We start from the raw sequence: 21,694 nt of genomic DNA, 5'->3' as shown, positions 1-21,694 counted from the left end.
CATGAAAAGACCCGGTTGCTGACGACGGGGGATGCACCAGCAACCGGGCTACTCGAACGGTAACAAGAGATCGGCGGTTCGCAAATTCGATCTCGGCTATTCAGACACCGATCGGCTTGCCACGATGGGGAGTTGTGACAGGAGTCACCCACTCGGCACACCTGTCGTCCGACTGGCCGGTCGGTCAGCCGGACGACGCGTGTCCCCCGGGTGTCAGCTGAGGGTGACCTGTCGGTTGGTGAGGCCGCCGCGGGCCCGGCGTTCGTCCGCGGTGAGCGGTGCGTCCGTGGCCAGGGCGGCGGCGAGCCGCTCGGCGAATTCGGAGGCGGGCTTCTCGACGTCCTCCGCCGTGACACCCGTCGGCAGGTCCCAGACCGGGACGGTGAGGCCGTGGGCGCGGAAGGAACCCACCAGCCGGGTGCCTTCCCCGAGGCTCGACCGGCCCGCCGCGTGCAGCCGCGCGAGCGCGTCCAGAAGTTGCTCCTCGGGGTGCGGCATGACCCAGCGCAGGTGGTTCTTGTCCGGCGTCTCGCACCAGTACGCCGCGTCGACGCCGGTGAGCTTCACCGTCGGGATGGCGGCGGCGTTGGCGCGCTCCAGGGAGGCGGTCACCTCCGGCGTCGCGTTCTGCGCGTCCGGGACCCAGAATTCGAAGCCCGTGTGCACAACTGGCTCGAACGCGCCTTCGGGGTCGAGCACATCCTGCAGTCGCACGCCGTCGCTCGGGGCGCGACGGCCCTGCACCGGAGTGCCGGGCTCGGCGGTGAGCGCGCGCTGGAGCGTGTCTGCCAGGTCGCGGCTGATGTCGCCGGACGCCGTGTCGTTCTGCAGGCCGATGAGGACCGAGCCGTCCTCGCGGCGCAGCGCCGGCCACGCCATCGGCAGCACCGTCGCGAGGGTGACCGACGGGACACCCTCCGGGAGCGGCTCCTTCAGATGCAGCTCGACGGTGGCCGCGGGGACCAGCTCGCGCAGCGCGACCCAGTCGCCCTCGCTGGGCAGGCCCTCGAAGGGCCGCTGCACCAGCTCGGTCACGGCGTGCGCGGCGGCGCGGCCGTGACATGCCTTGTAGCGGCGGCCGCTGCCGCAGGGACAGGGCTCGCGTGCTCCGACAACCGGAACGTGTCCGTCAGCGCCGGCGGCGCGGGCCCCATCCTGCGGCTGCGGCTGCTTGGCCTTCGTCTGGGGTCGCTTCTTGGCCATCGTGGAGGTCTCCCGGTTACGGCTCGACTCGTACGGGCGCGAGCCTAGCCGCTCGTACGAGGACCCACGGGACCCTGTGGACAACGTGCCCGGTCGTACCCGCGACGGCGTTTCGGTTCGTCCCGGAACCGGCACGTCCGCCTGCTTCGGCCCCGATCCCGCGTCCGGTGGTTTCCGGCCCCGGTTCTCCGGCCTCCGCCTCCGGCGCCCGATGCGGCTCGGCTCTTGGTTTCCGGCCTTCGGCTCACGGCTTCGGCCCGGCTCTTCGTTTCCGGCCTTCGGCCTCCGGCTCACGGCTTCGGCTCGGCTTTCGGTTCCGGTCTTCGGCCAGGGCTTCGGTCCGGCTTTCGGCTTTCGGTTTTCGCTCGGCGGTCTTGGGCTTCGACGCGCGACCGACGCCGGTCTGTCACCTGTCGCTCACACTCGTTGCTCGCACTCGTCGCCCGTCGCACATCACGCGGTGCTTGTTGTTGGCTTCGGGCCCCGTCAGGTCACGCGGCCGTTTGGCTGCTCGGCCGTTCGGTCTGTTCCGGTTCGGGTTCCGGTCCCGGTAGGCCAGCCTGGTCCGCTGCGGGCCGGCTGTCCGACCCCTTCCGGGACCGCTGCCGCTATCCGTTCCGGACCGTTGTTCGATCTCTTCCGGAACCGCTGTCGCGATCCGCTCCGGACCAGCTGGTCCGATTCCTTTAGGGACCACCCTTTGCGATCCGTTCGGGTCCTGCCCTCGCGATCCGTTCCGGGTCTGCCCATGCGATCCGTTTTCCGGGCCGCCGTCGTGGCGATTCGCTCCAGATCCGCCGGAGCGATCCGCGCCGGCCCGCCGGCTCCGGCCTGCTTCAGTCCAGCCCGTCGAAGGCGTCCCCGAAGCCGAGGTCGGCTGTCGCGGACACCGCGGGGGCCGTGACCCGCGTGGCGAAGTCGTCCCGGCGGCGCACGGCGTGCGCCTCCTTGTGTACGACCGCCCACACCGTGACCTCACCGCGGTGGTCGTCCCGGACGCCCCAGTCGTCGGCCAGCGCAGTGATGATGTTCAGCCCGCGACCGCCGTGTGCGGTGATCGAGGGCGTGGCGGGAACCGGACGGGTCGGACCGCCGCCGTCCGTCACCTCGACGGTGAGCCTGCCGGTCGGTTCGACGCGCCAGGCCGCCCGGACGTCACCGTCCCCGGCCAGGGCATCACCCAGTGGCCTGCCGTGCCGGCAGGCATTGCTCAGTAGTTCGGAAAGGATCAGTACGGCATCGTCGATGACCGTTTCCGCGACACCGCCGGTGCGCAGATGCGCCCGCATCCGGTGTCTGGCTTCGCCCACGCCGGCAGGGCCGTGGGGTACGGCCATGCTCGACGACGCAGGCACCTCCTGTGCCACCACCAACGCCACCCCCGAGACCTCCTTTGCCCCACGCCACGGTGTGGATGCCCTCCTGGACTGAGCCGGAAACCGGCCAATGCCCGTGCGGTGACGCACTCGCAACGATCGAATACGCTTCGAACGCGCCGGAGCACTCCCTGTAGTCGCATGGCGCGAAATCGGTGACTTGTCCGAAACCGAACATCGGTGTACGAAACCCGGGGGACCTGCGGGGGCCGTGTGAACGCTGGTTTCAGCGGCCCAACTGGCGCAATACCGCCCGTGGCCGATTGGTGATGATGGCGTCCACGCCCAGGCCGACGCAGAGGTCGACGTCGTGGGACTCGTTCACCGTCCACACGTGGACCTGGTGACCGGCCCCTTTCAGGCGCGCGACGTATGCCGGGTGATTGCGCACGATCCGCAGCGAGGGGCCGGCGATACGGACGCCCGGGGGCAGCCGCCCGTCGCGCAGCCGGGGTGAGACGAACTGCAGCAGGTAGACCGTCGGCAGCGTCGGTGACGCGGCGCGGACCCGCTGGAGGGAGCGTGCCGAGAAACTCATGACGCGTACGGGCGACTCGGCGGGAGAGGGCGGTGCGTCGAGACCGAAACGCTTCAGGAGGACGAGCAGTCGCTCCTCGACCTGGCCGGCCCAGCGCGTGGGGTGCTTCGTCTCGATGGCGAGCCGTACGGGGCGGCCGGCGTCGGCCACGAGTTCGAGCAGGCGCTCCAGTGTGAGGACGGACTGCTGCTCCCAGGAGGGGGGCCGCTGCTGTTCCCAGTCGGGCGCCTCGTCGCGGTTCTTCCAGGAGCCGAAGTCCAGGGTGGCGAGATCCGCGAGTTCCAGGGCGGAGACGGCGCCGCGGCCGTTGGAGGTCCGGTTCACGCGGCGGTCGTGCACGCAGACGAGATGCCCGTCCGCGGTCAGCCGTACATCGCACTCGAGGGCGTCGGCCCCGTCCTCGATCGCCTTCTCGTACGCGGCCAGGGTGTGTTCGGGGGCGTCTTCGGAGGCCCCGCGGTGGGCGACGACCTGGGTCGGGTGCTGTCGTGCGTGGGTCACCGCGTCATGGTGCCATCGCAAGTGGGTAGGCGTGCGGACGTCGGCGCGGAACCTACAGTGGTTTTGTCAGACCTGTCCTATATAAATAAAGATCCCGGAGTCACAGGTCCCGCTTATGGTGCCCTGACGTCCCGGGGGAGAAGCTGACGGCATACAAAAGCACATGCGCAGCTGAATCGTGCCGGTTCCCGAACACGCGTGAGTTGAGTCCTGAACACACGCGTCCGAACGTGACCGAATGTGAACTGACTGAACAGCCGTGGATCGAGAGGAAGAGCTGTGAGCACCGAGAACGAGGGCACCGCAGTACCCCCGGCCCCGTCTGCACCTCCCGTGCCGGTGGACACTCCCGCTGCTTCCGTGCCTCCGGAACAGGCGGCTTCGCCGGGAGCGGACTCCGTGGGCCCGAACCACGGCGCGTCCCACCCTCCGGGGCAGGGCCCCTTCCAGGGAGACACGCCGACGGCTTCGTTGCCTCCGGTGCCGCACGGGGGTCCCGGGTCCCCCGAGGCTCCTTACGGCGCCTCTCCCGCTCCCCAGGCGGGTTCCTGGCCGCCGCCTCCGCCGCCGACCACGCCCGCGTACGCGGGTGAGGGAAGCCCGGGCCCGTACGCGGGCGGCGGCGACGGCGGCTCCGGGCCGTACGGGGGCGCAGGCGGTCCAGGCCCGTACGGGAGCGGGGGCGAAGGCGGCTCCGGGGACGTGTGGGGCTCCTCGTACCAGCAGCCCGCTCCCAAGGGGAAGTCCAACGGACGCGGCGGTCTGGTCGCCGCGGTTCTCGCGGCCGCGCTGCTCGCTGGCGGCGTGGGCGGCGGCGTCGGCTTCTGGGCGGCGGACCGCAAGGACGACTCCTCCGGTTCGACGACGGTCTCCGCGTCCGAGAGCGGCGGCGACCTCAAGCGCGACGCCGACTCGGCCGCGGGCGTGGCCGCCAAGGCGCTGCCGAGCACGGTCACGATCGAGGCCGAGGGCAGCAACGGCGAGGGCGGGACGGGCACCGGCTTCGTCTTCGACAAGCAGGGTCACATCCTGACCAACAACCACGTGGTGGCCGAGGCGGTCGAGAGCGGCAAACTGTCGGCGACCTTCTCGAACGGCAAGAAGTACGACGCCGAGGTGGTGGGTCACGCCCAGGGCTACGACGTCGCGGTCATCAAGCTCAAGAGCCCGCCGGGCGACCTCAAGCCGCTGCCGCTCGGCAACTCGGACAAGATCGCCGTCGGCGACTCGACCATCGCGATCGGTGCCCCGTTCGGGCTGTCCAACACGGTGACCACGGGCATCATCAGCGCCAAGAACCGCCCGGTGGCCTCCAGCGACGGCAGTTCCAGCAGCAAAGCCTCGTACATGAGCGCGCTGCAGACCGACGCCTCGATCAACCCGGGCAACTCCGGCGGGCCGCTCCTGGACGCCAAGGGCGCGGTGATCGGCATCAACTCCGCGATCCAGTCCACGAGCGGCGGCCTGGGCGGTACGAGCCAGTCGGGCTCCATCGGCCTGGGCTTCGCGATCCCGATCAACCAGGCGAAGACCGTTGCCCAGCAGCTCATCAAGACCGGCAAGCCCGTCTACCCGGTCATCGGCGCCTCCGTCGCCCTGGAGGAGGGCACGGGCGGCGCGAAGATCAGCGAAGAGGGCGCGGGCAACTCCGACGCGGTCACGCCGAACGGCCCCGCCGACAAGGCCGGCCTCAAGCCCGGCGACGTCATCACCAAGCTCGACGACCGGGTGATCGACAGCGGCCCGACCCTCATCGGCGAGATCTGGACCCACCAGCCCGGCGACACCGTCAAGCTCACCTACACCCGCGACGGCAAGCAGCGGACGGCGGAAGTCACCCTGGGCCAGCGCGAGGGCGACAGCTGACCCGTTACTCTTGTCCCCGCGCCGATCTCTCAGCGGCGCGGGGTGGGTTGCCCGAGCGGCCTAAGGGAACGGTCTTGAAAACCGTCGTCGCAGCGATGTGACCGTGGGTTCAAATCCCACACCCACCGCAGGTGAACGGCCCCTGACCAGGCAGACCGGTCAGGGGCCGTCGTCGCGTGAGATCTCTGCTGGTCACTGGGGGTCGCGTTCTTCCGTGTGTTTTCGGTCTGTCCTGTCGGGCGCGGATGGGGTACGGGCGGGCTGCTGGGCCGCCCAGTCGGTGTCCCCTCGTGGCGGCGGCACTGATCTACGTGCCCTGGTGGCGGAGGCGACGCGCCCCTTTGAAGCCGGAGCCCGGCGAGAGTGACGACACCCTGCGGGTTGCCGTGGGTCACGGGTGGTGGATTGTCATGCGTGAGGCCGATGTGATGGTCGAGCGGGCCTCGCGTTCGGTGAGGCCCGTGCGGACGGCGGCGTCCACCAGGGCCTCGGTCACTTGCGGACCCAGGCCGTTCTCGTACGCACGGCAGGCCGCCCAGAACAAGCGGGTGTTGCGCTGCCCCTCATGGGCGGCGAGCACGAACTGGACAAGGCCCTGACCCTGCTGGTTCGCCGAAGAGCTCGTGAGGGTGTTCGAGCGGGGCGGTGGTGTCAGGAGGCGCAGCAAGGAGGCCGGGCAGGGCGCGGGCGCGAGCCGGCCGGTGCCCGGAGCCGTGCTGTAGACGCCGTGTTCGGTGCGGGAGCCGGGGCCGACGAGGTAGCCGCCGGCGCCACGGATGTCGATGCCCGGGGCCAGGCGGCCCGCGGAGTTGGGGACGACGATGTCGGGCGGTCCGCTCAGCCAGAGGTGACGGCCACCGCTGGGGGTCAGCACGACCACCGTCTCAGGGATGGTGAACAGGTGGCGCAGCGCCAGTTCACGAAGAGCCGCGGACGAGTCCGTACCCGACTTGGTGTCCAGGTCGATGCCGATGAGGTGGTACGGGTCCAGGCCGCAGGCGATGCCGTAGCCGGTGGCCCAGGGAGCGGCGGCGAAGAGTTCACGTATGCGGTGGGGGTCGGTCGAGGCGTCGTACACGCCGTGCCCGAAGCGGCCGCACCCGCCGTGGCAGGGCGGTGCCGTCGGGTCGTCGCGGTGCGGCGAGCGCAGCGCCGGGAGTTTGGTCCGGGACAGCGGGATGACGGCCAGTCCGCGTTCGGCGGCTGACAGGGCGTGTGCGAGGGCCAGCGTCGTGGCCTGCCGATCGATGGTGGCCATGCCTCTATGTTCGTACGAGTGTTCGAAAAAGGGAAGGGGTCGTGCGGTTCGCGGGGGCGCTCCGAGGCGGTCGGCGGGGCTGCGGTGCGCTCCAGGGGCGGATGTGAGAACCCGCCATCGACATTGGCCGAAAAGGTGACGGAACGCTTCATCTGTTGCGGCGCGCGGGATCGAGATGTCCGCACCCTCCCGAACCGAGGTTTTGGAATGATGAAGGGGGTTTATCGACATGTCCTCACGCTTGCGAGCGAATAGCGGCTTCCGGGGTGGTTCGCCGGGGATCGGTGGGCAATTCTGATCTTGCGACGTCGTGCACGAACACCGAGGCGGTCGGCCAACTGCCCCGGATCCAGCCGTACTCAGCCGGTCCGACCGGCACGTACTTCTCGCTCCTGGAGGAACAGACATGGCAAGCATCCGTACTGCCCGCGTTCTCGCCGCCGCGGCAGCCCTGCCGCTCGCCGCCGCCCTCTTCTCGGGTGTGGCGATGGCCAACAGCGGCTCCTTCGCGGACAACGGATCGAACGCCGCCGCCGCGACGGTCGGTGGCAGCGGTGTCGGTGGCGACAACTTCGGCACCTCGTCCACGACCCAGCAGCAGGCCGTCGGCTCAGGCGCCTCGAACCAGAGCAACACGGCTCAGGTGAATGGTTCCGGGTTCACGGCCATCGACCAGTCGAACGAGAACGTCGCCGTCAACTTCATCGCCCTCTGGTGAGCCGGCGGCCGCCGGGGACTGGAGGCCCCCGACGGTCGTGAGCCTCTTTAATGGGGTGCTTTGTGGGGTGATGACACGCCTGCGCGGCGGTGCTTCGGTGCCGCCGCGCAGGCGTGTCTGGTACTTGGTCATTGGCCACTGGTGCTTGGCCATTGATGTTTGTTGTGTGATGTTTGATGTTTTGTCGCGTGTGGTGCGCCGCGTCCCGTCACTGTGCTCGCGTGCGTCGTACCCGCGTGCCTTGGGTCCGCCTGCGTCGCGCCGTCTATCCCTTGACAGTGCGGTGGACCTGACGGACAGTCAGAAACTCCTGTCCGCACGAGGTCAGTCCGGGAGGGTCGCCGTCGTGCACCTCGCCCCCACCGAGCGCCAGCGCCGGCTGCGCGCCGAACTCCGTACGTACTTTCGCGAGCTGATGCCGGACGGGCCGTCCGCGGCCGGGCACGAACGGCGGCGCGCGCTGCTGCGGCGGATCGGCTCCGACGGGTGGCTTGGGCTCGGGTGGCCGGAGAGCTACGGCGGGCAAGGGCGGGGCGCCGAGGAGCAGTTCGTCTTCTTCGACGAGGCATGCCGGGCGGGCGCCCCGGTGTCCATGGTCACGTTGAACACCGTCGGGCCCACGCTCATGAAGTACGGGACCGAGGAACAGAAGGACTACTTCCTGCCGCGGATTCTGCGCGGGGAACTCGTGTTCGCGATCGGGTACAGCGAGCCGTCGGCGGGGACGGACCTGGCGTCGCTGCGGACGCGGGCCGTGTGGATCGGCCGCGGGGGAGCCCATGACGGCGGCGGCGATGGAGGGCGGGATGGAGCCCGACCCGACGGGGACGGGCCTGGCACGGGCGAACTCGGTGAGGACGGGCCCTGCGGGGACGGGTCCGCCGGTGACCGGCCCGGCGGTGGCTGGCTTGTCGACGGGCAGAAGGTGTTCACCTCGAACGCTCAGCACGCCGACTGGATCTGGCTCGCCTGCCGTACGGATCCGGACGCGCCGAAGCACAAGGGCATCTCGATCCTGCTGGTCCCCACGGACGCTCCCGGGTTCTCCTGGACGCCCATCGAGACCGTGGGCGGTCTGACCACGACGGCCACCTACTACGACGGGATCCGTGTACCGGCCTCCCGTCTCGTCGGTGAGGTGAACGGCGGCTGGGGGCTCATCACCGACCAGCTCAACCACGAGCGGGTCGCGCTCGCGGCCATCGGTATGCAGGCCGAGGACTTCTTCGCGGCCGCGCTGGCTGCGGCCCGCACACCCGATCCAGTGACTGGACGGCGCAGGGTTGACGAGCCGTGGGTGCGTTCCAGGCTGGCCGAGGTGCATGCCCGCCTGGCGGCAACACGCCTGCTCAACTGGCGTCTGGTGGGTGATGTGGGGGCCGGCCGGCTGGCACCCGGAGATGCCAGCGGCGTGAAAGTCGTGGGAACCGAATCAGCCGTCGCGGTGTATCGAATGTGTCAGGAAATCGTCGGATCGGACGCGCTGATCCGCCGCGGTTCGCCAGGTGTCTTCGAGGACGGCGAGCTGGAGCGGATGAACAGGGCGGCACAGATCAACACATTCGGGGGCGGGGTGAGCGAGGTGCAGCGGGAGATCGTGGCGACGATGCGGCTCGGGATGACCAGGGGGCGGCGGTGAGCGAGAGGGCCATGTCGAGCGAGAGCGCCGTGCCGAGCGGGGCGGACCCGGAGGGCGCGCCGGGCGCGGCGGGCGCGGAGCGGGAGAAGGGCGCGACGGGAGGGGCGGGGGCGACGGCGGCTGCGGATGCGACCGACGGCGGGCACGAGGACGTCTACGCGCGGCTGAAAGCGTACGAAGGGCGGGCGGCCGCCGTGGGAGGCGTGGGCAAGGACCTGGTCAACGAACCGATGATCCGGCACTGGTGCGAGGCGATGGGAGACACGAATCCGGCGTACGCGGGAGCAGGCGCCATCGCGCCGCCGACCATGCTCCAGGCATGGACGATGGGGGGACTGTCCGGACACGGGCACGGGAACGGGCATGGGCACGGGGGACGTTCGGGGGCGTACGACGAGTTGCTCGGGCTGCTCGACGGCGCCGGATACACCTCGGTGGTCGCCACGGACTGCGAGCAGGAGTATCTGCGGCCCCTGCGGCCCGGGGACCGGATCACCTTCGACGCGATGATCGAGTCGGTCTCCGAGCGCAAGACGACCAAGCTGGGGACGGGGTACTTCGTCACGACGCGGATGGATGTACGGGCAGAGGGCGAACCGGCCGGGACGCATCGGTTCCGGATCCTCAAGTACATGCCCGCGGGGCGGCACGGCAGAGACGGCACGGCCGGTGGAGACGGCACGGCGGCGGAAGCTGCTGCTGCCCGCCCCGAGGGTTCCCGCGTCGAGCGGCCCCGCCCCGTCGTCAATCGGGACAACGCCGGTTTCTGGGAGGGCGTGACCCGGCACCGGCTGCTCATCCAGCGGTGCGGGGAGTGCGGGACGCTGCGTTTTCCCTGGCTGCCGGGGTGCAACGCCTGTGGATGCCTGGAGTGGGACACGGTCGAGGCGGCCGGCGAGGGGACCGTCTACTCGTACGTGGTGATGCATCACCCGCCTTTCCCGGCCTTCGACCCTCCGTATGCCGTGGGACTGGTCGAACTCGCCGAGGGCGTGCGGATGATCAGCAACGTGGTGGGGGTGCCGCACGACCGCGTGCGGATCGGGATGCCGGTACGGCTGGAGTTCGCGCGCGTGGACGAGCAGCTGGAGTTGCCGGTCTTCCGGGCCACCGGGGGGAGCGGTGGCTGACATGGACTTCACACCGACGGAGGAGCAGGCGGCGGCCCGCGATCTGGCCGCGCGGATCTTCGGCGATCTCTCCACGCACGAGCGCCTGGCAGCCGCCGGGACGGGGAGCGACGGGGAGTTGTGGAAGGCGCTGTGCGAGGCGGGCCTGCCTGCCGCCGTGCAGGACATAGGACTCCTCGGACTCGTGCTTCTGCTGGAGGAGCAAGGGCGGACGACGGCCCAGGTGCCGTTCGCCGTGAGCTGTGTCTACGGACTGCTGGCGGTGTCGGCGCACGGTTCGGCGGGGCAGCGGGAGCGCCTGCTGCCGGGCATCGCCGACGGCACGGTCGTCGTGACCGGCGCCCTGCCGGAGACCGCCGTACGGGCGGGCCGGCCCGGGGAGCCGAGTGGGGTGGCCCCCGTGCCCCCCGTGGCGCACGGGGAGCTGAGCGGGGCGGTCCCCCTGGCGCACGGGGAGTTGAGCGGGGTGGTCCCCGTGGTGCCGTGGCTCCGCGATGCCACGCACGTGCTCGTCGCCGACGACGAACACCGGTTGTGGCTCGTACGGACCGTCGACGCACGGTCCGAGCCCGTCGAGTCGACCGCCCCGTGGTCGGCCGGACGCCTGACCCTGAGCGCGACCCCGGCCGAGCGGCTCGGCGCCCCTGAAGAGGAAGTGGGAGAGGGCGGGGACGGAGAAAGGGAGGACGGCGGCCTCGGTGGCGGGGGCCGTGCCGCGGCCTACGACGACGTGCTCGCCACCGCGCGCACCGCCTTCGCGGGACTGCAGGCCGGGGTGTGCGCGGGTTCGGTGGCCAGGGCGGTGGCGTACACCAACACCCGCGAGCAGTTCGGCCGGCCCCTCGCGGCCAAACAGGGGGTCCAGCTCCGCGCGGCCGACGCCCACATGGACACCGAGGCGATACGTGTCACGGCGTACGAGGCGGCGTGGCGGAGGGACGAAGGGCTGGACTACACCGCGCAGGCGCTGACCACCGCCTGGTGGGCGTCGGAGGCGGGGCACCGCGTCGTCCACGCCGGGCAGCACCTGCACGGTGGCATGGGTGCCGACCTCGACCATCCCGTGCACCGGCACTTCCTGTGGGGACGGCAGCTGGACGCGTATCTGGGATGCGGGAGCGAACTCCTGCAAGAGCTGGGGGAGTTGCTCGTGCAGGGTGAGGGGGACGGATGACGACCGAGGTCGAGCCGGTGCGGGCCGGTGACGCGCTGCCGCCGCTGGAGATCGAGATCACCCGCACGCTCGTCGTCGCCGGGGCGATCGCGTCGCGCGACTACCAGGACGTGCACCATGACGCGGAGGCGGCACGGCAGAAGGGTTCGCCGGACATCTTCATGAACATCCTGACGACCAACGGGCTCGTCGGGCGCTACATCACGGACCACTTCGGTCCCGGGGCCGTGCTGCGGAGAGTGGCGATCCGCCTGGGTGCGCCCAACTACCCGGGCGACACGATGGTGCTCACCGGCGTGGTGGAGGACGTCCGGGGCGACACGGCGACGGTGCGGGTCGTCGGCGCCAACGGTCTCGGCAGACACGTCACGGGGACGGTCACCGTCACCGTGCCGCGGTGGCCGAAGACCGGCACTGTCCCCAAGGCGGTTGGCAGTGTCCCCGAGGCGGCCGACACCGTCTCCGAAGCGGCCGGCACCGTTCCGGAGGCCGCCGACGGTGGCGCGGTCCGGCGTGCGGAGGGGCGGTCGTGAGCGTACGGGCCAGGGACAGTCTCGGCGGGCGGGCGGCCGTCGTCGGGATCGGGGCCACCGAGTTCTCCAAGGACTCGGGGCGCAGCGAGCTGCGGCTCGCGGTGGAGGCGGTGCGGGCCGCGCTGGACGACGCGGGGCTCACGCCGGGAGACGTGGACGGCGTGGTGACGTTCACGATGGACACGAGCCCCGAGATCACCGTCGCCCAGGCGGTCGGCATGGGCGAGCTGTCCTTCTTCTCGCGGATCCACTACGGCGGCGGGGCGGCCTGCGCGACCGTCCAGCAGGCCGCGCTGGCGGTGGCCGCGGGGGTGGCCGACGTCGTGGTCTGCTACCGGGCGTTCAACGAGCGGTCGGGGCGGAGATTCGGCTCGGGGGTCCAGCGCCGGGAGCCGTCGGCGGAGGGGGTCGCGCTCGGTTGGGCGTTGCCTTTCGGACTGCTCACGCCCGCGTCCTGGGTGGCGATGGCGGCCCAGCGCTATCTGCACACGTACGGGCTGACGGCGGAGGCGTTCGGGCAGGTCGCGGTCGTCGACCGGAGGTACGCGGCGACCAATCCGGCGGCGTACTTCCACGGCAGACCGATCACGCTCGCCGATCATGCCGCGTCGCGCTGGATCGTCGAGCCGCTGCGGCTGCTCGACTGCTGTCAGGAGACGGACGGCGGCCAGGCCCTGGTCGTCACCTCGGTGGAGCGGGCGCGCGACCTCCCGCATCCGCCCGCCGTGGTCGTCGCGGCCGCCCAGGGTGCGGGGCGGGCGCAGGAGCAGATGACCAGCTTCTACCGGGACGACCTGACGGGGCTGCCGGAGATGGGTGTGGTGGCGCGGCAGCTGTGGCGTACGTCGGGACTGACGCCGGCCGGGATCGATGTCGGGATCCTGTACGACCACTTCACGCCGTTCGTGCTGACGCAGTTGGAGGAGTTCGGGTTCTGCAAGGCGGGTGAGGCGGCGGACTTCGTCGCGGAGGAGCGGTTGCCGCTGAACACCCACGGAGGACAGCTCGGGGAGGCGTATCTGCACGGGATGAACGGAGTGGCGGAGGGAGTGCGGCAACTGCGCGGTGCGTCCGCGAACCAGATACCCGGAGCGAGTCGGGTGCTGGTGACCTCGGGGACGGGCGTTCCGACGTCGGGGCTGGTTCTCGGTTCGGACGATCGGGGCTGATCGGCTGATTGCGGGGGCGGACGGATGAACGTGGCGCGTGTCCGGCCCCGACAGCGAGGCCGGGGCCGTTGACTCGGCTCATGCGTTGGCTGCGATGTCACAAGATGATCGTCGGATTCGGATTCGTCCTGCTTCTCCTCGGGCTCACGGCGGCACCGCCGGCGGAGGCGGGGTCGTGGGCGCCGGGCGCCGCCGCTCGGGTGGGTTCCCGGACCCCGGATGCGGAACTCCGTGTTCCGGAGTCCGGCATGGAACCTGAGGTGCGCACCTTCAAGGGCCGCGCGTTCGACACCTGCCGGGCGCCGTCCGCGGACACCATGCGGAGGTGGCGGGCATCCCCGTACCGGGCCGTGGGTGTCTACTTCGGCGGTCGTGGGCGGGCCTGCAAGGCGCAGCCCCATCTGAGTCACGGCTGGATGCGGACGGTGCAGGGCCAGGGCTGGCGGGTGCTGCCGCTGTACGTGGGCTCACAGGCGACCTGCGTGTTCGCGCGGCACAAGAAGAGCGTCCCGATCGGGCGGCACCCTTGGAAGCAGGGGACGGCGGAGGCCCGCGACGCGGTGAAGAAGGCGGCGGCGCTCGGCATCCGGCCGGGTAGCCCGCTGTTCCTGGACATGGAGGCTTATGCGGACGGGAAGAAGAAGTGCGCCCGCTCCACGCTCCTGTTCGTACGGGGGTGGAACCGGGAGGTGTCGCGCCGGGGGTACCTCGCGGGGTTCTACAGCAGCGCCGAGTCGGGCATCCGACACATGGAGCGCTCGCGGCGGGCCGGAGTGCGGGACCTGCCGTCGGTCGTGTGGTTCGCGCGATGGGGCGTACGGAACGGGCTGCACAGCGAGCCCGTCCTGCGGAAGACCGCGTGGACGCCCGCGCGGCGCATCCACCAGTACGCGGGGAACGTACGGGAACGGCACGGCGGCCGTACGCTGCTGATCGACCGCAATCTGATGCACGCGCCGGTCGCACGCATCGACTGAGCCGACAGCACGCCGGAGCATGGGCGTACTCCTTCCGCACCATGCCGGCGGGCGGCCTACTGCGGGCGGAGTGGGGTGGGGGCCGTTTCTCAGGGGTGAACCCCCAGGGGTCCGGAGCCTCGTGTCCACCTTCAGGAGGTGGGGCCTGCCCCCCTCCTACAACCTGAGGCGGACACGGCTTCGGGACCTGCGGCCGATCCGCTGGAGTAGGGGGCGATCCTAGCGTGGAGCCATGACCACATCCGTCTGCACCAGCGCTTCGAACGCAGCGACGCGGACCCATGCGTACCCGTCGTTCTCCTCGTACATGAGGGCTCGCCAACCCGTGTTGCTGCGTACCGCGCGCTCGCTTACCGCGAACCCGTGTGACGCGGAGGACCTGCTGCAGACCGCCCTCACCAAGACGTACGTCGCCTGGGAGCGGATCGAGGACCACCGGGCGCTCGACGGCTATGTACGGCGGGCGCTGCTGAACACGCGGACGTCGCAGTGGCGGAAGCGGAAGGTCGACGAGTTCGCGTGCGACGAGCTCCCGGAGCCGGAGGCTCCGCCGGCCGGGGACCCGGCGGAGCAGCAGGCCCTGCACGACGCGATGTGGCGCGCGATCATGAAGTTGCCCGCGCGGCAGCGGGCGATGGTCGTACTGCGGTACTACGAGGACCTGAGCGAGGCACAGACGGCGGAGGTGCTGGACGTGTCGATCGGTACGGTCAAGTCGGCCGTGTCCCGCGCGCTGGGCAAGCTCCGAGAGGACCCTGAGCTGGGCCCCGTGCGCTGACCGTGCACCTACCGCGCGCCGACCGGTGCGGCGGAGCACAGGGTGTACGACCCGGCAAGCAATCCTTGCCGTGATGTGATCGATCACCCGGGAGTAGTGACATACCGCGCGGTATGTGAGCAGAATCAGCCCAACCCTTACCACCGCGTAGGCAATGTCGCCCCCGGGAGGACGCCGTGCTGAGCACGATGCAGGACGTACCGCTGCTGATCTCAAGGATCCTGACCCACGGGTCGACGATCCACGGTTCATCTCAGGTGATCACCTGGACCGGAGAGGGCGAGCCCCAGCGGCGCTCGTTCGCCGAGATCGGGGTCCGGGCGGCCCGCCTGGCGCACGCGCTGCGTGACGACCTCGGAGTCCGCGACGACGACCGGGTCGCGACGCTGATGTGGAACAACGCCGAGCATGTCGAGGCGTACTACGCGATCCCGGCCATGGGCGCGATTCTCCACACGCTCAACCTCCGGCTGCCTCCCGAGCAGCTCGTCTGGATCGTCAATCACGCCGCCGACCGCGTGATCGTGGCCAACGGTTCGCTGCTCCCGCTGCTCGCGCCGCTGATCCCGCACCTCAAGTCGGTCGAGCACGTGGTCGTCGCCGGCCCCGGTGACCGGTCGCTGCTCGACGGGGCGACCGTCCAGGTGCACGAGTACGAGGACCTGATCGCGGACAAGCCGGACAGCTACGACTGGCCCGCGTTGGACGAACGCCAGGCCGCGGCCATGTGTTACACGTCCGGCACGACCGGTGACCCCAAGGGCGTCATCTACTCGCACCGTTCCATCTACCTGCACTCGATGCAGGTCAACATGACGCAGTCCATGGGTCTCACCGACGGGGACACGTCCCTGGTCGTGGTCCCGCAGTTCCACGTGAACGCCTGGGGCTTGCCGCACGCGATGTTCATGACCGGCGTGAACGTGCTGATGCCGGACCGTTTCCTGCAGCCCGCTCCGCTCGCCGAGATGATCGAGAGCGAGCGTCCGACGCACGCGGCAGCCGTCCCGACCATCTGGCAGGGTCTGCTCGCGGAACTCACGGCCAAGCCGCGTGACGTGAGTTCGCTGACCCAGGTCACCATCGGCGGCTCCGCCTGTCCGCCCGCCCTCATGAAGGCGTTCGACGACCTGGGCATGCGTGTCTGCCACGCCTGGGGCATGACGGAGACCTCGCCGCTCGGCACGATCGCGCGCCCTCCGGCCCACGTGGAGGTGGGCTCGGACGAGGAGTTCGCGTACCGGCTGACCCAGGGCCGTTTCCCGGCCGGTGTCGAGCCCCGGCTGACCGGCCCGGGCGGCGAGCGGCTGCCGTGGGACGGCGAGTCCGCGGGCGAGCTGGAGGTGCGCGGCCCGTGGATCGCGGGCGCGTACTACGGCGGTCAGGGCGCCGAGGTGCTGCGTCCCGACGACAAGTTCAGCGAGGACGGCTGGCTGAAGACCGGTGACGTCGGCACGATCAGCCCCGACGGGTTCCTGACCCTCACCGACCGCGCCAAGGACGTCATCAAGTCCGGCGGCGAGTGGATCTCCTCGGTCGACCTGGAGAACGCCCTGATGGCGCACCCCGATGTCACCGAGGCAGCGGTCGTCGCGGTCCCGGACGACAAGTGGGGCGAGCGGCCGCTCGCCACAGTGGTGCTGAAGGAAGGCTCCGACGCCGACTTCGACTCCCTGCGGTCCTTCCTCGCCGACGAGGGCAAGATCGCCAAGTGGCAGCTCCCCGAACGCTGGACGATCATTCCGGCGGTGCCGAAGACGAGCGTCGGCAAGTTCGACAAGAAGGTGCTGCGCAGGCAGTACGCGGCGGGAGAGCTGGACGTCACGCAGCTCTGACGGCTCGCGGACCCGGGCCTCCTACGGGACCGGGTCCGGTCCGAGGGTCTTCGCGGTGACCTATGGGTTGGGGCGCTGTTTCACGTGAAACAGCGCCCCAACCCATAGGCAAGTCCGCATGCACATCCGTACGCAAATCCGTGTGCCGTCCCCAACCTGTGGGTGGGGGCGTTCAGTTCGTGCCGATGCGGGCCAGCAGGTCGACGATCCGGTCCTGCACCTCGGCACTCGTCGATCGCTCGGCCAGGAACAGCACCGTCTCCCCCGCGGCCAGGCGCGGCAGTTCGGTCTGGTCGACGGCCGCCGTGTAGACGACGAGCGGGGTGCGGTTGAGCTGGCCGTTCGCGCGCAGCCAGTCCACGATCCCGGCACGCCGACGGCGTACCTGCATCAGGTCCATCACCACCAGGTTGGGCCGCATCTGACCGGCCAGCGTGACCGCGTCCTCGTCGGACGAGGCCCGCGCGACCTGCATACCGCGCCGTTCCAGTGTCGAGGTCAGCGCCAGCGCGATCTCGGCGTGCTCCTCGATGAGGAGAACACGCGGCGGGTGCTGCTCACTGTCGCGCGGCGCCAGCGCCTTGAGGAGGACGGCGGGGTCGGCACCATAGGCCGCCTCGCGGGTCGCCTGCCCGAGACCCGCCGTCACGAGGACCGGCACCTCGGCGGCGACGGCCGCCTGACGCAGCGACTGGAGCGCGGTACGCGTGATCGGGCCGGTGAGCGGGTCGACGAACAGCGCGGCCGGGAAGGCGGCGATCTGCGCGTCGACCTCCTCGCGCGAGTGCACGATGACGGGCCGGTAACCGCGGTCGCTCAGTGCCTGCTGCGTGGTGATGTCCGGCGCGGGCCAGACCAGCAGCCGGCGCGGGTTGTCCAGCGGCTCCGGGGGGAGCTCGTCGTCCATCGGCTGCGGATGGGGCTGGTTCGCGACCTCCACCGCGCCGCCGGGGCCGTCGAGCGGCTCGGGGCCTTCGTCGGCGTTCTCGTCGGGGGCCCCTATGGCGTACGACCGGCCGGTGCCTTCGGTGGTGTGGGCGAGCCGCGACTGCTGGCCCCCCGCTCCCGGATGCGCGCGCGTCGCCGGGTCCGGCTGCTCGGCGACGGGCTCGGGGCGGGTGCCGAGCTTGCGGCGCCGCCCGGAACCGTTGGTCGCGTGCGGGGGAGGCGTGGGTGCCTGGGGCTGCGGCGCGGCTCCCGGCTGCGTCGAGGGCTGAGCCGCGGGGTGTGCCTGTGCCTGGGCCGCGGGCGCAGGGGATCCTGCCCGGCCCGGCAGGGGCTGCTGCGCGTCGGTCATACGGCGGCCGAACGGGACGCCCTGCCCGAGGGTACGGACGCTGATCGCCCGGCCCTGGGTCGAGTTGGGGTCGATGGGCGGCGCCGCGGCCTCGTCGGGAAGGGGCTGCGCGGCGCGCGCCTGCTCCGGGGCCGCTGCGGACTCCGGGACGGCCGAGCCGACCGCGGCGGCTGAGGTGTCGGCCGTGCCGGGCCACGGCTGGGGCGCGGCGGCGGCGTCCGGCTGTACGGGTACTCCGGCGCCGGAGGTGTCGGACGAGCCGGGCCACGGCTGAGGAGGCCCGGCCGGATCCGCAGCCGGTGTGCCGGCCGAGGACACCGGAGGTTGCGGTTGCGGTAGCGGCTGAGCCGGTCCCGCGGCCATGGGGGTGCCCTGGGCGGGCGTGGTGGGGGCCGGGACTCCACCCTGGTTCGCGGATCCCTCGGCCACGGCCGGTGCTACGGGCGCCGCGGAGGCCGCGGGCCCTGCGAGACCGGCTGGGGCAACCTGACCTGGGGTGACCTGACCTGGGGCGACCTGTCCTGGGGCGACCTGCGGCGGAAGAGGCTGTCCCTGGGCGGGCACTGTCTGCGGCGGCAGAGCCTGACCGGGGGCGCCCGGCTGCGGGATGCCCTGCGGGGGCACGGCCTGCGGAGGCACGGCCTGTGGAGGCACGGCCTGTGGCGGGCCGGCCTGCGCAGGGGCGGCGTGTCCCGCGGCGGCGGGAGCGGCTGACGGTGTGCCGTGACCCGGGGTTCCCTGAACGGGTACGGGTACGGGTGCCGGCTGCCCCGGGAGGGGCTGCTGGCCGGGAAGGTGCTGGGCGGGCGCGCCTTCCGCGGGGACCGCCTGCGCGGGGGGCAGGTGGCCCGGCATGGCCGGCCCGGGCATGCCGGGCGCAGGGGGAGCGGGCGCGGGCAGTGAGGGCTGGGCGCCCTGCACCGCACCCGGCTGCCCGGAGACCCCTGCCTGTCCACCCGCCGTCGTATGGCCCACGCCCGCGCCCGTCTCCTCGGCACCGGTGCCCTGCCGGGCCCGTCGGCGCCCGCTGGGGGCCTGCACCGGATGCGGCTGGGGCGGGGTGTGCTCCTCGCCGGGGTCGTGCAGAACCGCGTCATGGCGTCCGTCGGCGGACTGGACGCGAGCCCGGGCGCGGCCCTCGGCGTGCTGGGCGGCGTATCCGGGAGAACGGTCCGCCTCGGCGGGCGGCAGTGCGAACACCGCGCGCGGCTCCGCCTCCTGGGCCGCCGCCCGCTCCGCCGCGGCCGCCAGCGCACGCCTGCGCCGTCCGGTCGGCTGAGCTCCGCCACCGTCGGCGCTCCCGCCCGTACCCGCGTCCGGAGCGGGAGAGGGTGAGGGAGCCGCGGGCAGCGCGGCCGGCAGAGCCTGCCGCCCGCCACCGTCCTGCCTCCCTCCTCCGTCCTGTTGCGTGCGCAGGCCGCCCGCGGGCGCGGGCACACCCTGTGGCGGCACGGTCTGCCCCAGTCCGGTGGCCGCGGTACCGGCCGCATGCTCGGCGGCGGTCACCACCGCGCCCTCGGAGACGCCACCCGTGGAGCCGCCACCGCCTGCGGAGCCGCCACCGGGCGCGGCGGTCTCGCCGCCGTCGACGGGGCTCGGCCGCCCACGCCGTCGCCCGGTCCCGCCGTTGCCCTCGGAACCACCCTCGTCCGTAGAGACCTGAGCCGGCAGCGCCGGCTGTCCCCCGCCCTCCGCGGCACGCCTGCGTCGACCGGTGGGCACGGCCGCCTCCGTCGAAGGCCCGACCCCGCTCTCCAGGAACGCGTCCACGGACGCGCGCCGAGCCCGCCGCCGGCCGCCCTGCGGGGAAGCCTGCTCGGGCAGTGCGAGAGCGGAACCGGCCGCACCGGCACCCGCGGCCTGGCCGCCGTCCGAGGCCCCGCCGGGGACCGGACCCTTAACGGCATGCGCACCCGCAGTACCGGTATCAGCGTCCGCGCCGCCACCAGCCGCGCCCACACCGGCAACCGCGCCCCCACCCGGAGCAGCCGGAACCGACCCGGCACCGCCCCCGATGGGCACTTCGAGGACGAACGCGCTGCCGCTCATCCCGGGGACCTCGTGCGTCTGCAGCACCCCGCCGTGCGCGCGCACGATGCCGCGCACGATCGGCTCGTGCACCGGGTCCCCACCGGTGTACGGCCCGCGTACCTCGATCCGTACGCCCTCACCGCGCTGCGCGGCCGCCACGACGACCGTGTTGTCCATGTAGCCGCCGGCCGAGACCGGCGAGTTCCCCGTGGAGTCGACGCCCGCGACGTCCGCGATGAGGTGCGCGAGCGCGGTGGCGAGCCGCTGCGGGTCGACCTCGGCCTCGATGGGGGGCGCGTGCACCGCGAACTGCACCCGGCCGGGCCCGATCAGCTCGACCGCCCCGTCGACACCGGCGGCGACGACCGCGTCCAGCATCACTTTCGTACGGGTGACGCCCTCGGTTCCGGAGTCGAGCCGCTGGTACGCGAGCACGTTGTCGACGAGGGTGGTGATGCGCGAGTAACCGGCCGACAGGTGGTGCAGGACCTGGTTGGCCTCGGGCCACAACTGCCCGGCGTCGTCCGCGGCGAGCGTCGCGAGTTCGCCGCGCAGCTGGTCGAGCGGTCCGCGCAGCGAGCGCCCCAGGACGGCCAGGAGCTGCTCGTGCCGCGCGGACAGCGCCTCGTAGCTGTCCTTCTCGCGCTCGGCGAGGGCCGCGTACCGGTCGTCCCCGGCGGCCAGCTCCTCCTCGTGCTGCTCCCGGAGCTCGCCGAGTGCCCGGGCGTGCTCCTCCCGGAGCGAGGCCAGCTCCTCGGCGTGCGCCTCGGCGGCCCGCGCGAGTTCCTGCCGATGCCGTTCGGCCGCGGCGTCCTTCTCCTCGGCGAGGGCGTCGTACGGCCGCCGGTCCGTGAAGGTCATCACGGCCCCGACGAGTTGGTCGCCGTCCCGCACCGGGGCCGTGGTCAGATCGACCGGGACCCTGTCGCCGCTCTTGGACCACAGCACCTGCCCGCGCACCCGGTGCTTGCGCCCGGAGCGCAGGGTGTCGGCGAGCGGCGACTCCTCGTACGGGAACGGCTCACCGTCCGCACGTGAGTGCAGCATCAGCGGGTGCAGCTCCTGCCCGCCGAGGTCGCTGGCCCGGAAACCGAGTATCTGGGCGGCCGCGGGGTTGACGAGGACGACCCGGCCCTCGGTGTCCGTGCCCACCACACCCTCGGCGGCGGCACGCAGGATCATCTCCGTCTGCCGTTGCGAACGCGCGAGCTCGGCCTCGGTGTCGACGGTGCCGGAGAGGTCGCGTACGACGAGCATCAGCAGCTCGTCGCCCGTGTAGCCGTAACCGTCGTACGCCTGCTGGGCGTTCTCCAGGTTCGCGCTCGTCACCTCGACCGGGAACTCGCTGCCGTCGGTGCGGCGGGCGACCATCCGGGTCGGGCGGGTACGGCCGCTCTCGTCGACCGTCTCGGGCCGCCGCATCGTGCCGGGGATGAGCCGGGAGTCGAACTGCGGCAGCAGATCGAGCAGCCCGCGCCCCACGAGGGCGGTGCCCGGCGCCTCGAAGGCTTCCAGGGCGATGGTGTTGGCGTTGACGACCGTTCCGTTGGCGTTGACCAGGACCAACGCGTCGGGAAGCGCGTCGAGTATGGCTGCGAGGCGAGCAGCGCCTCGGGATGGCCTGCTGCTCACGAGACGCTTCCTCCCTGTTACCGCTCCTTGCCGACCGCG

The 21,694-nt window shown here is 71.7% G+C and carries 15 protein-coding genes and 1 tRNA gene; 11 read left to right on the top strand and 5 right to left on the bottom strand.

Annotation, left to right across the window (positions count from 1 at the left end; all coding sequences use genetic code 11):
- Nucleotides 1-213: 213 nt before the first annotated feature.
- The 3 genes from ACFYXC_RS16370 to ACFYXC_RS16360 form a co-directional block, all read right to left on the bottom strand.
- Nucleotides 214-1,203 (bottom strand): DUF5926 family protein, encoded by a 990-nt coding sequence (locus ACFYXC_RS16370; protein ID WP_388921159.1) that lies wholly within the window; start codon nucleotides 1,201-1,203, stop codon nucleotides 214-216.
- A gap of 836 nt (nucleotides 1,204-2,039) precedes the next feature.
- On the bottom strand, nucleotides 2,040-2,582 hold the full coding sequence (locus ACFYXC_RS16365; protein ID WP_389551902.1) for an ATP-binding protein: 543 nt from the start codon (nucleotides 2,580-2,582) through the stop codon (nucleotides 2,040-2,042).
- Between the two features lie 223 nt (nucleotides 2,583-2,805).
- Nucleotides 2,806-3,618: a glycerophosphodiester phosphodiesterase gene (locus ACFYXC_RS16360; protein WP_389551899.1), complete on the bottom strand. Its 813-nt coding sequence runs from the start codon at nucleotides 3,616-3,618 to the stop codon at nucleotides 2,806-2,808.
- A gap of 279 nt (nucleotides 3,619-3,897) precedes the next feature.
- On the opposite strand from ACFYXC_RS16360, the gene ACFYXC_RS16355 reads away from it, so the two are divergent.
- On the top strand, nucleotides 3,898-5,484 hold the full coding sequence (locus ACFYXC_RS16355; RefSeq protein WP_389551896.1) for a S1C family serine protease: 1,587 nt from the start codon (nucleotides 3,898-3,900) through the stop codon (nucleotides 5,482-5,484).
- A 41-nt stretch (nucleotides 5,485-5,525) separates the two neighbouring features.
- Nucleotides 5,526-5,612, top strand: a tRNA-Ser gene (locus ACFYXC_RS16350).
- Between the two features lie 263 nt (nucleotides 5,613-5,875).
- Here ACFYXC_RS16350 and ACFYXC_RS16345 read toward each other — a convergent pair.
- Entirely contained in the window at nucleotides 5,876-6,742 is an 867-nt protein-coding gene (locus ACFYXC_RS16345) for a bifunctional DNA primase/polymerase (protein WP_389551892.1), read from the bottom strand.
- Nucleotides 6,743-7,148: 406 nt separating this feature from the next.
- Between ACFYXC_RS16345 and ACFYXC_RS16340 the strand changes: the two genes are divergently transcribed.
- The 9 genes from ACFYXC_RS16340 (at nucleotide 7,149) to ACFYXC_RS16300 (ending at nucleotide 16,695) form a co-directional block, all read left to right on the top strand.
- Nucleotides 7,149-7,460 (top strand): hypothetical protein, encoded by a 312-nt coding sequence (locus ACFYXC_RS16340; protein WP_389551889.1) that lies wholly within the window; start codon nucleotides 7,149-7,151, stop codon nucleotides 7,458-7,460.
- A gap of 346 nt (nucleotides 7,461-7,806) precedes the next feature.
- On the top strand, nucleotides 7,807-9,099 hold the full coding sequence (locus ACFYXC_RS16335; protein ID WP_389551886.1) for an acyl-CoA dehydrogenase family protein: 1,293 nt from the start codon (nucleotides 7,807-7,809) through the stop codon (nucleotides 9,097-9,099).
- A gap of 11 nt (nucleotides 9,100-9,110) precedes the next feature.
- Nucleotides 9,111-10,229: a bifunctional MaoC family dehydratase N-terminal/OB-fold nucleic acid binding domain-containing protein gene (locus tag ACFYXC_RS16330; protein ID WP_389551883.1), complete on the top strand. Its 1,119-nt coding sequence runs from the start codon at nucleotides 9,111-9,113 to the stop codon at nucleotides 10,227-10,229.
- 1 nt (nucleotide 10,230) lies between these two features.
- On the top strand, nucleotides 10,231-11,403 hold the full coding sequence (locus ACFYXC_RS16325) for an acyl-CoA dehydrogenase family protein (protein WP_389551880.1): 1,173 nt from the start codon (nucleotides 10,231-10,233) through the stop codon (nucleotides 11,401-11,403).
- A 17-nt stretch (nucleotides 11,404-11,420) separates the two neighbouring features.
- Nucleotides 11,421-11,936, top strand: coding sequence for a MaoC family dehydratase (locus ACFYXC_RS16320; protein ID WP_389552801.1), 516 nt, complete (start codon nucleotides 11,421-11,423; stop codon nucleotides 11,934-11,936).
- Complete coding sequence (locus tag ACFYXC_RS16315) at nucleotides 11,933-13,105, top strand: lipid-transfer protein (protein ID WP_389551878.1); 1,173 nt, start codon at nucleotides 11,933-11,935, stop codon at nucleotides 13,103-13,105. Before ACFYXC_RS16320 ends, ACFYXC_RS16315 begins: the two co-directional genes overlap by 4 nt.
- A gap of 248 nt (nucleotides 13,106-13,353) precedes the next feature.
- Nucleotides 13,354-14,082, top strand: coding sequence for a DUF1906 domain-containing protein (locus ACFYXC_RS16310; RefSeq protein ID WP_389551876.1), 729 nt, complete (start codon nucleotides 13,354-13,356; stop codon nucleotides 14,080-14,082).
- A gap of 232 nt (nucleotides 14,083-14,314) precedes the next feature.
- Complete coding sequence (locus ACFYXC_RS16305) at nucleotides 14,315-14,860, top strand: SigE family RNA polymerase sigma factor (RefSeq protein ID WP_388921078.1); 546 nt, start codon at nucleotides 14,315-14,317, stop codon at nucleotides 14,858-14,860.
- A 188-nt stretch (nucleotides 14,861-15,048) separates the two neighbouring features.
- Nucleotides 15,049-16,695 (top strand): long-chain fatty acid--CoA ligase, encoded by a 1,647-nt coding sequence (locus ACFYXC_RS16300; RefSeq protein WP_389552798.1) that lies wholly within the window; start codon nucleotides 15,049-15,051, stop codon nucleotides 16,693-16,695.
- Between the two features lie 172 nt (nucleotides 16,696-16,867).
- On the opposite strand, the gene ACFYXC_RS16295 is transcribed toward ACFYXC_RS16300, so the two are convergent.
- Nucleotides 16,868-21,655 (bottom strand): PAS domain-containing protein, encoded by a 4,788-nt coding sequence (locus ACFYXC_RS16295; protein WP_389551873.1) that lies wholly within the window; start codon nucleotides 21,653-21,655, stop codon nucleotides 16,868-16,870.
- Nucleotides 21,656-21,694 lie beyond the last annotated feature (39 nt).

The organism is Streptomyces sp. NPDC002701 (assembly GCF_042889045.1).
GTDB lineage: Bacteria > Actinomycetota > Actinomycetes > Streptomycetales > Streptomycetaceae > Streptomyces.
This window is presented reverse-complemented; position numbering and strand designations above follow the sequence as displayed.

Bases quoted from the DNA above. Each gene is read 5' to 3' on its own strand.
- ACFYXC_RS16370 (WP_388921159.1), bottom strand. From the start codon at position 1,203: ATGGCCAAGAAGCGACCCCAGACGAAGGCCAAGCAGCCGCAGCCGCAG.
- ACFYXC_RS16345 (WP_389551892.1), bottom strand. From the start codon at position 6,742: ATGGCCACCATCGATCGGCAGGCCACGACGCTGGCCCTCGCACACGCC.
- ACFYXC_RS16340 (WP_389551889.1), top strand. From the start codon at position 7,149: ATGGCAAGCATCCGTACTGCCCGCGTTCTCGCCGCCGCGGCAGCCCTG.
- ACFYXC_RS16330 (WP_389551883.1), top strand. From the start codon at position 9,111: ATGTCGAGCGAGAGCGCCGTGCCGAGCGGGGCGGACCCGGAGGGCGCG.
- ACFYXC_RS16325 (WP_389551880.1), top strand. From the start codon at position 10,231: ATGGACTTCACACCGACGGAGGAGCAGGCGGCGGCCCGCGATCTGGCC.
- ACFYXC_RS16310 (WP_389551876.1), top strand. From the start codon at position 13,354: ATGGAACCTGAGGTGCGCACCTTCAAGGGCCGCGCGTTCGACACCTGC.
- ACFYXC_RS16305 (WP_388921078.1), top strand. From the start codon at position 14,315: ATGACCACATCCGTCTGCACCAGCGCTTCGAACGCAGCGACGCGGACC.
- ACFYXC_RS16300 (WP_389552798.1), top strand. From the start codon at position 15,049: ATGCAGGACGTACCGCTGCTGATCTCAAGGATCCTGACCCACGGGTCG.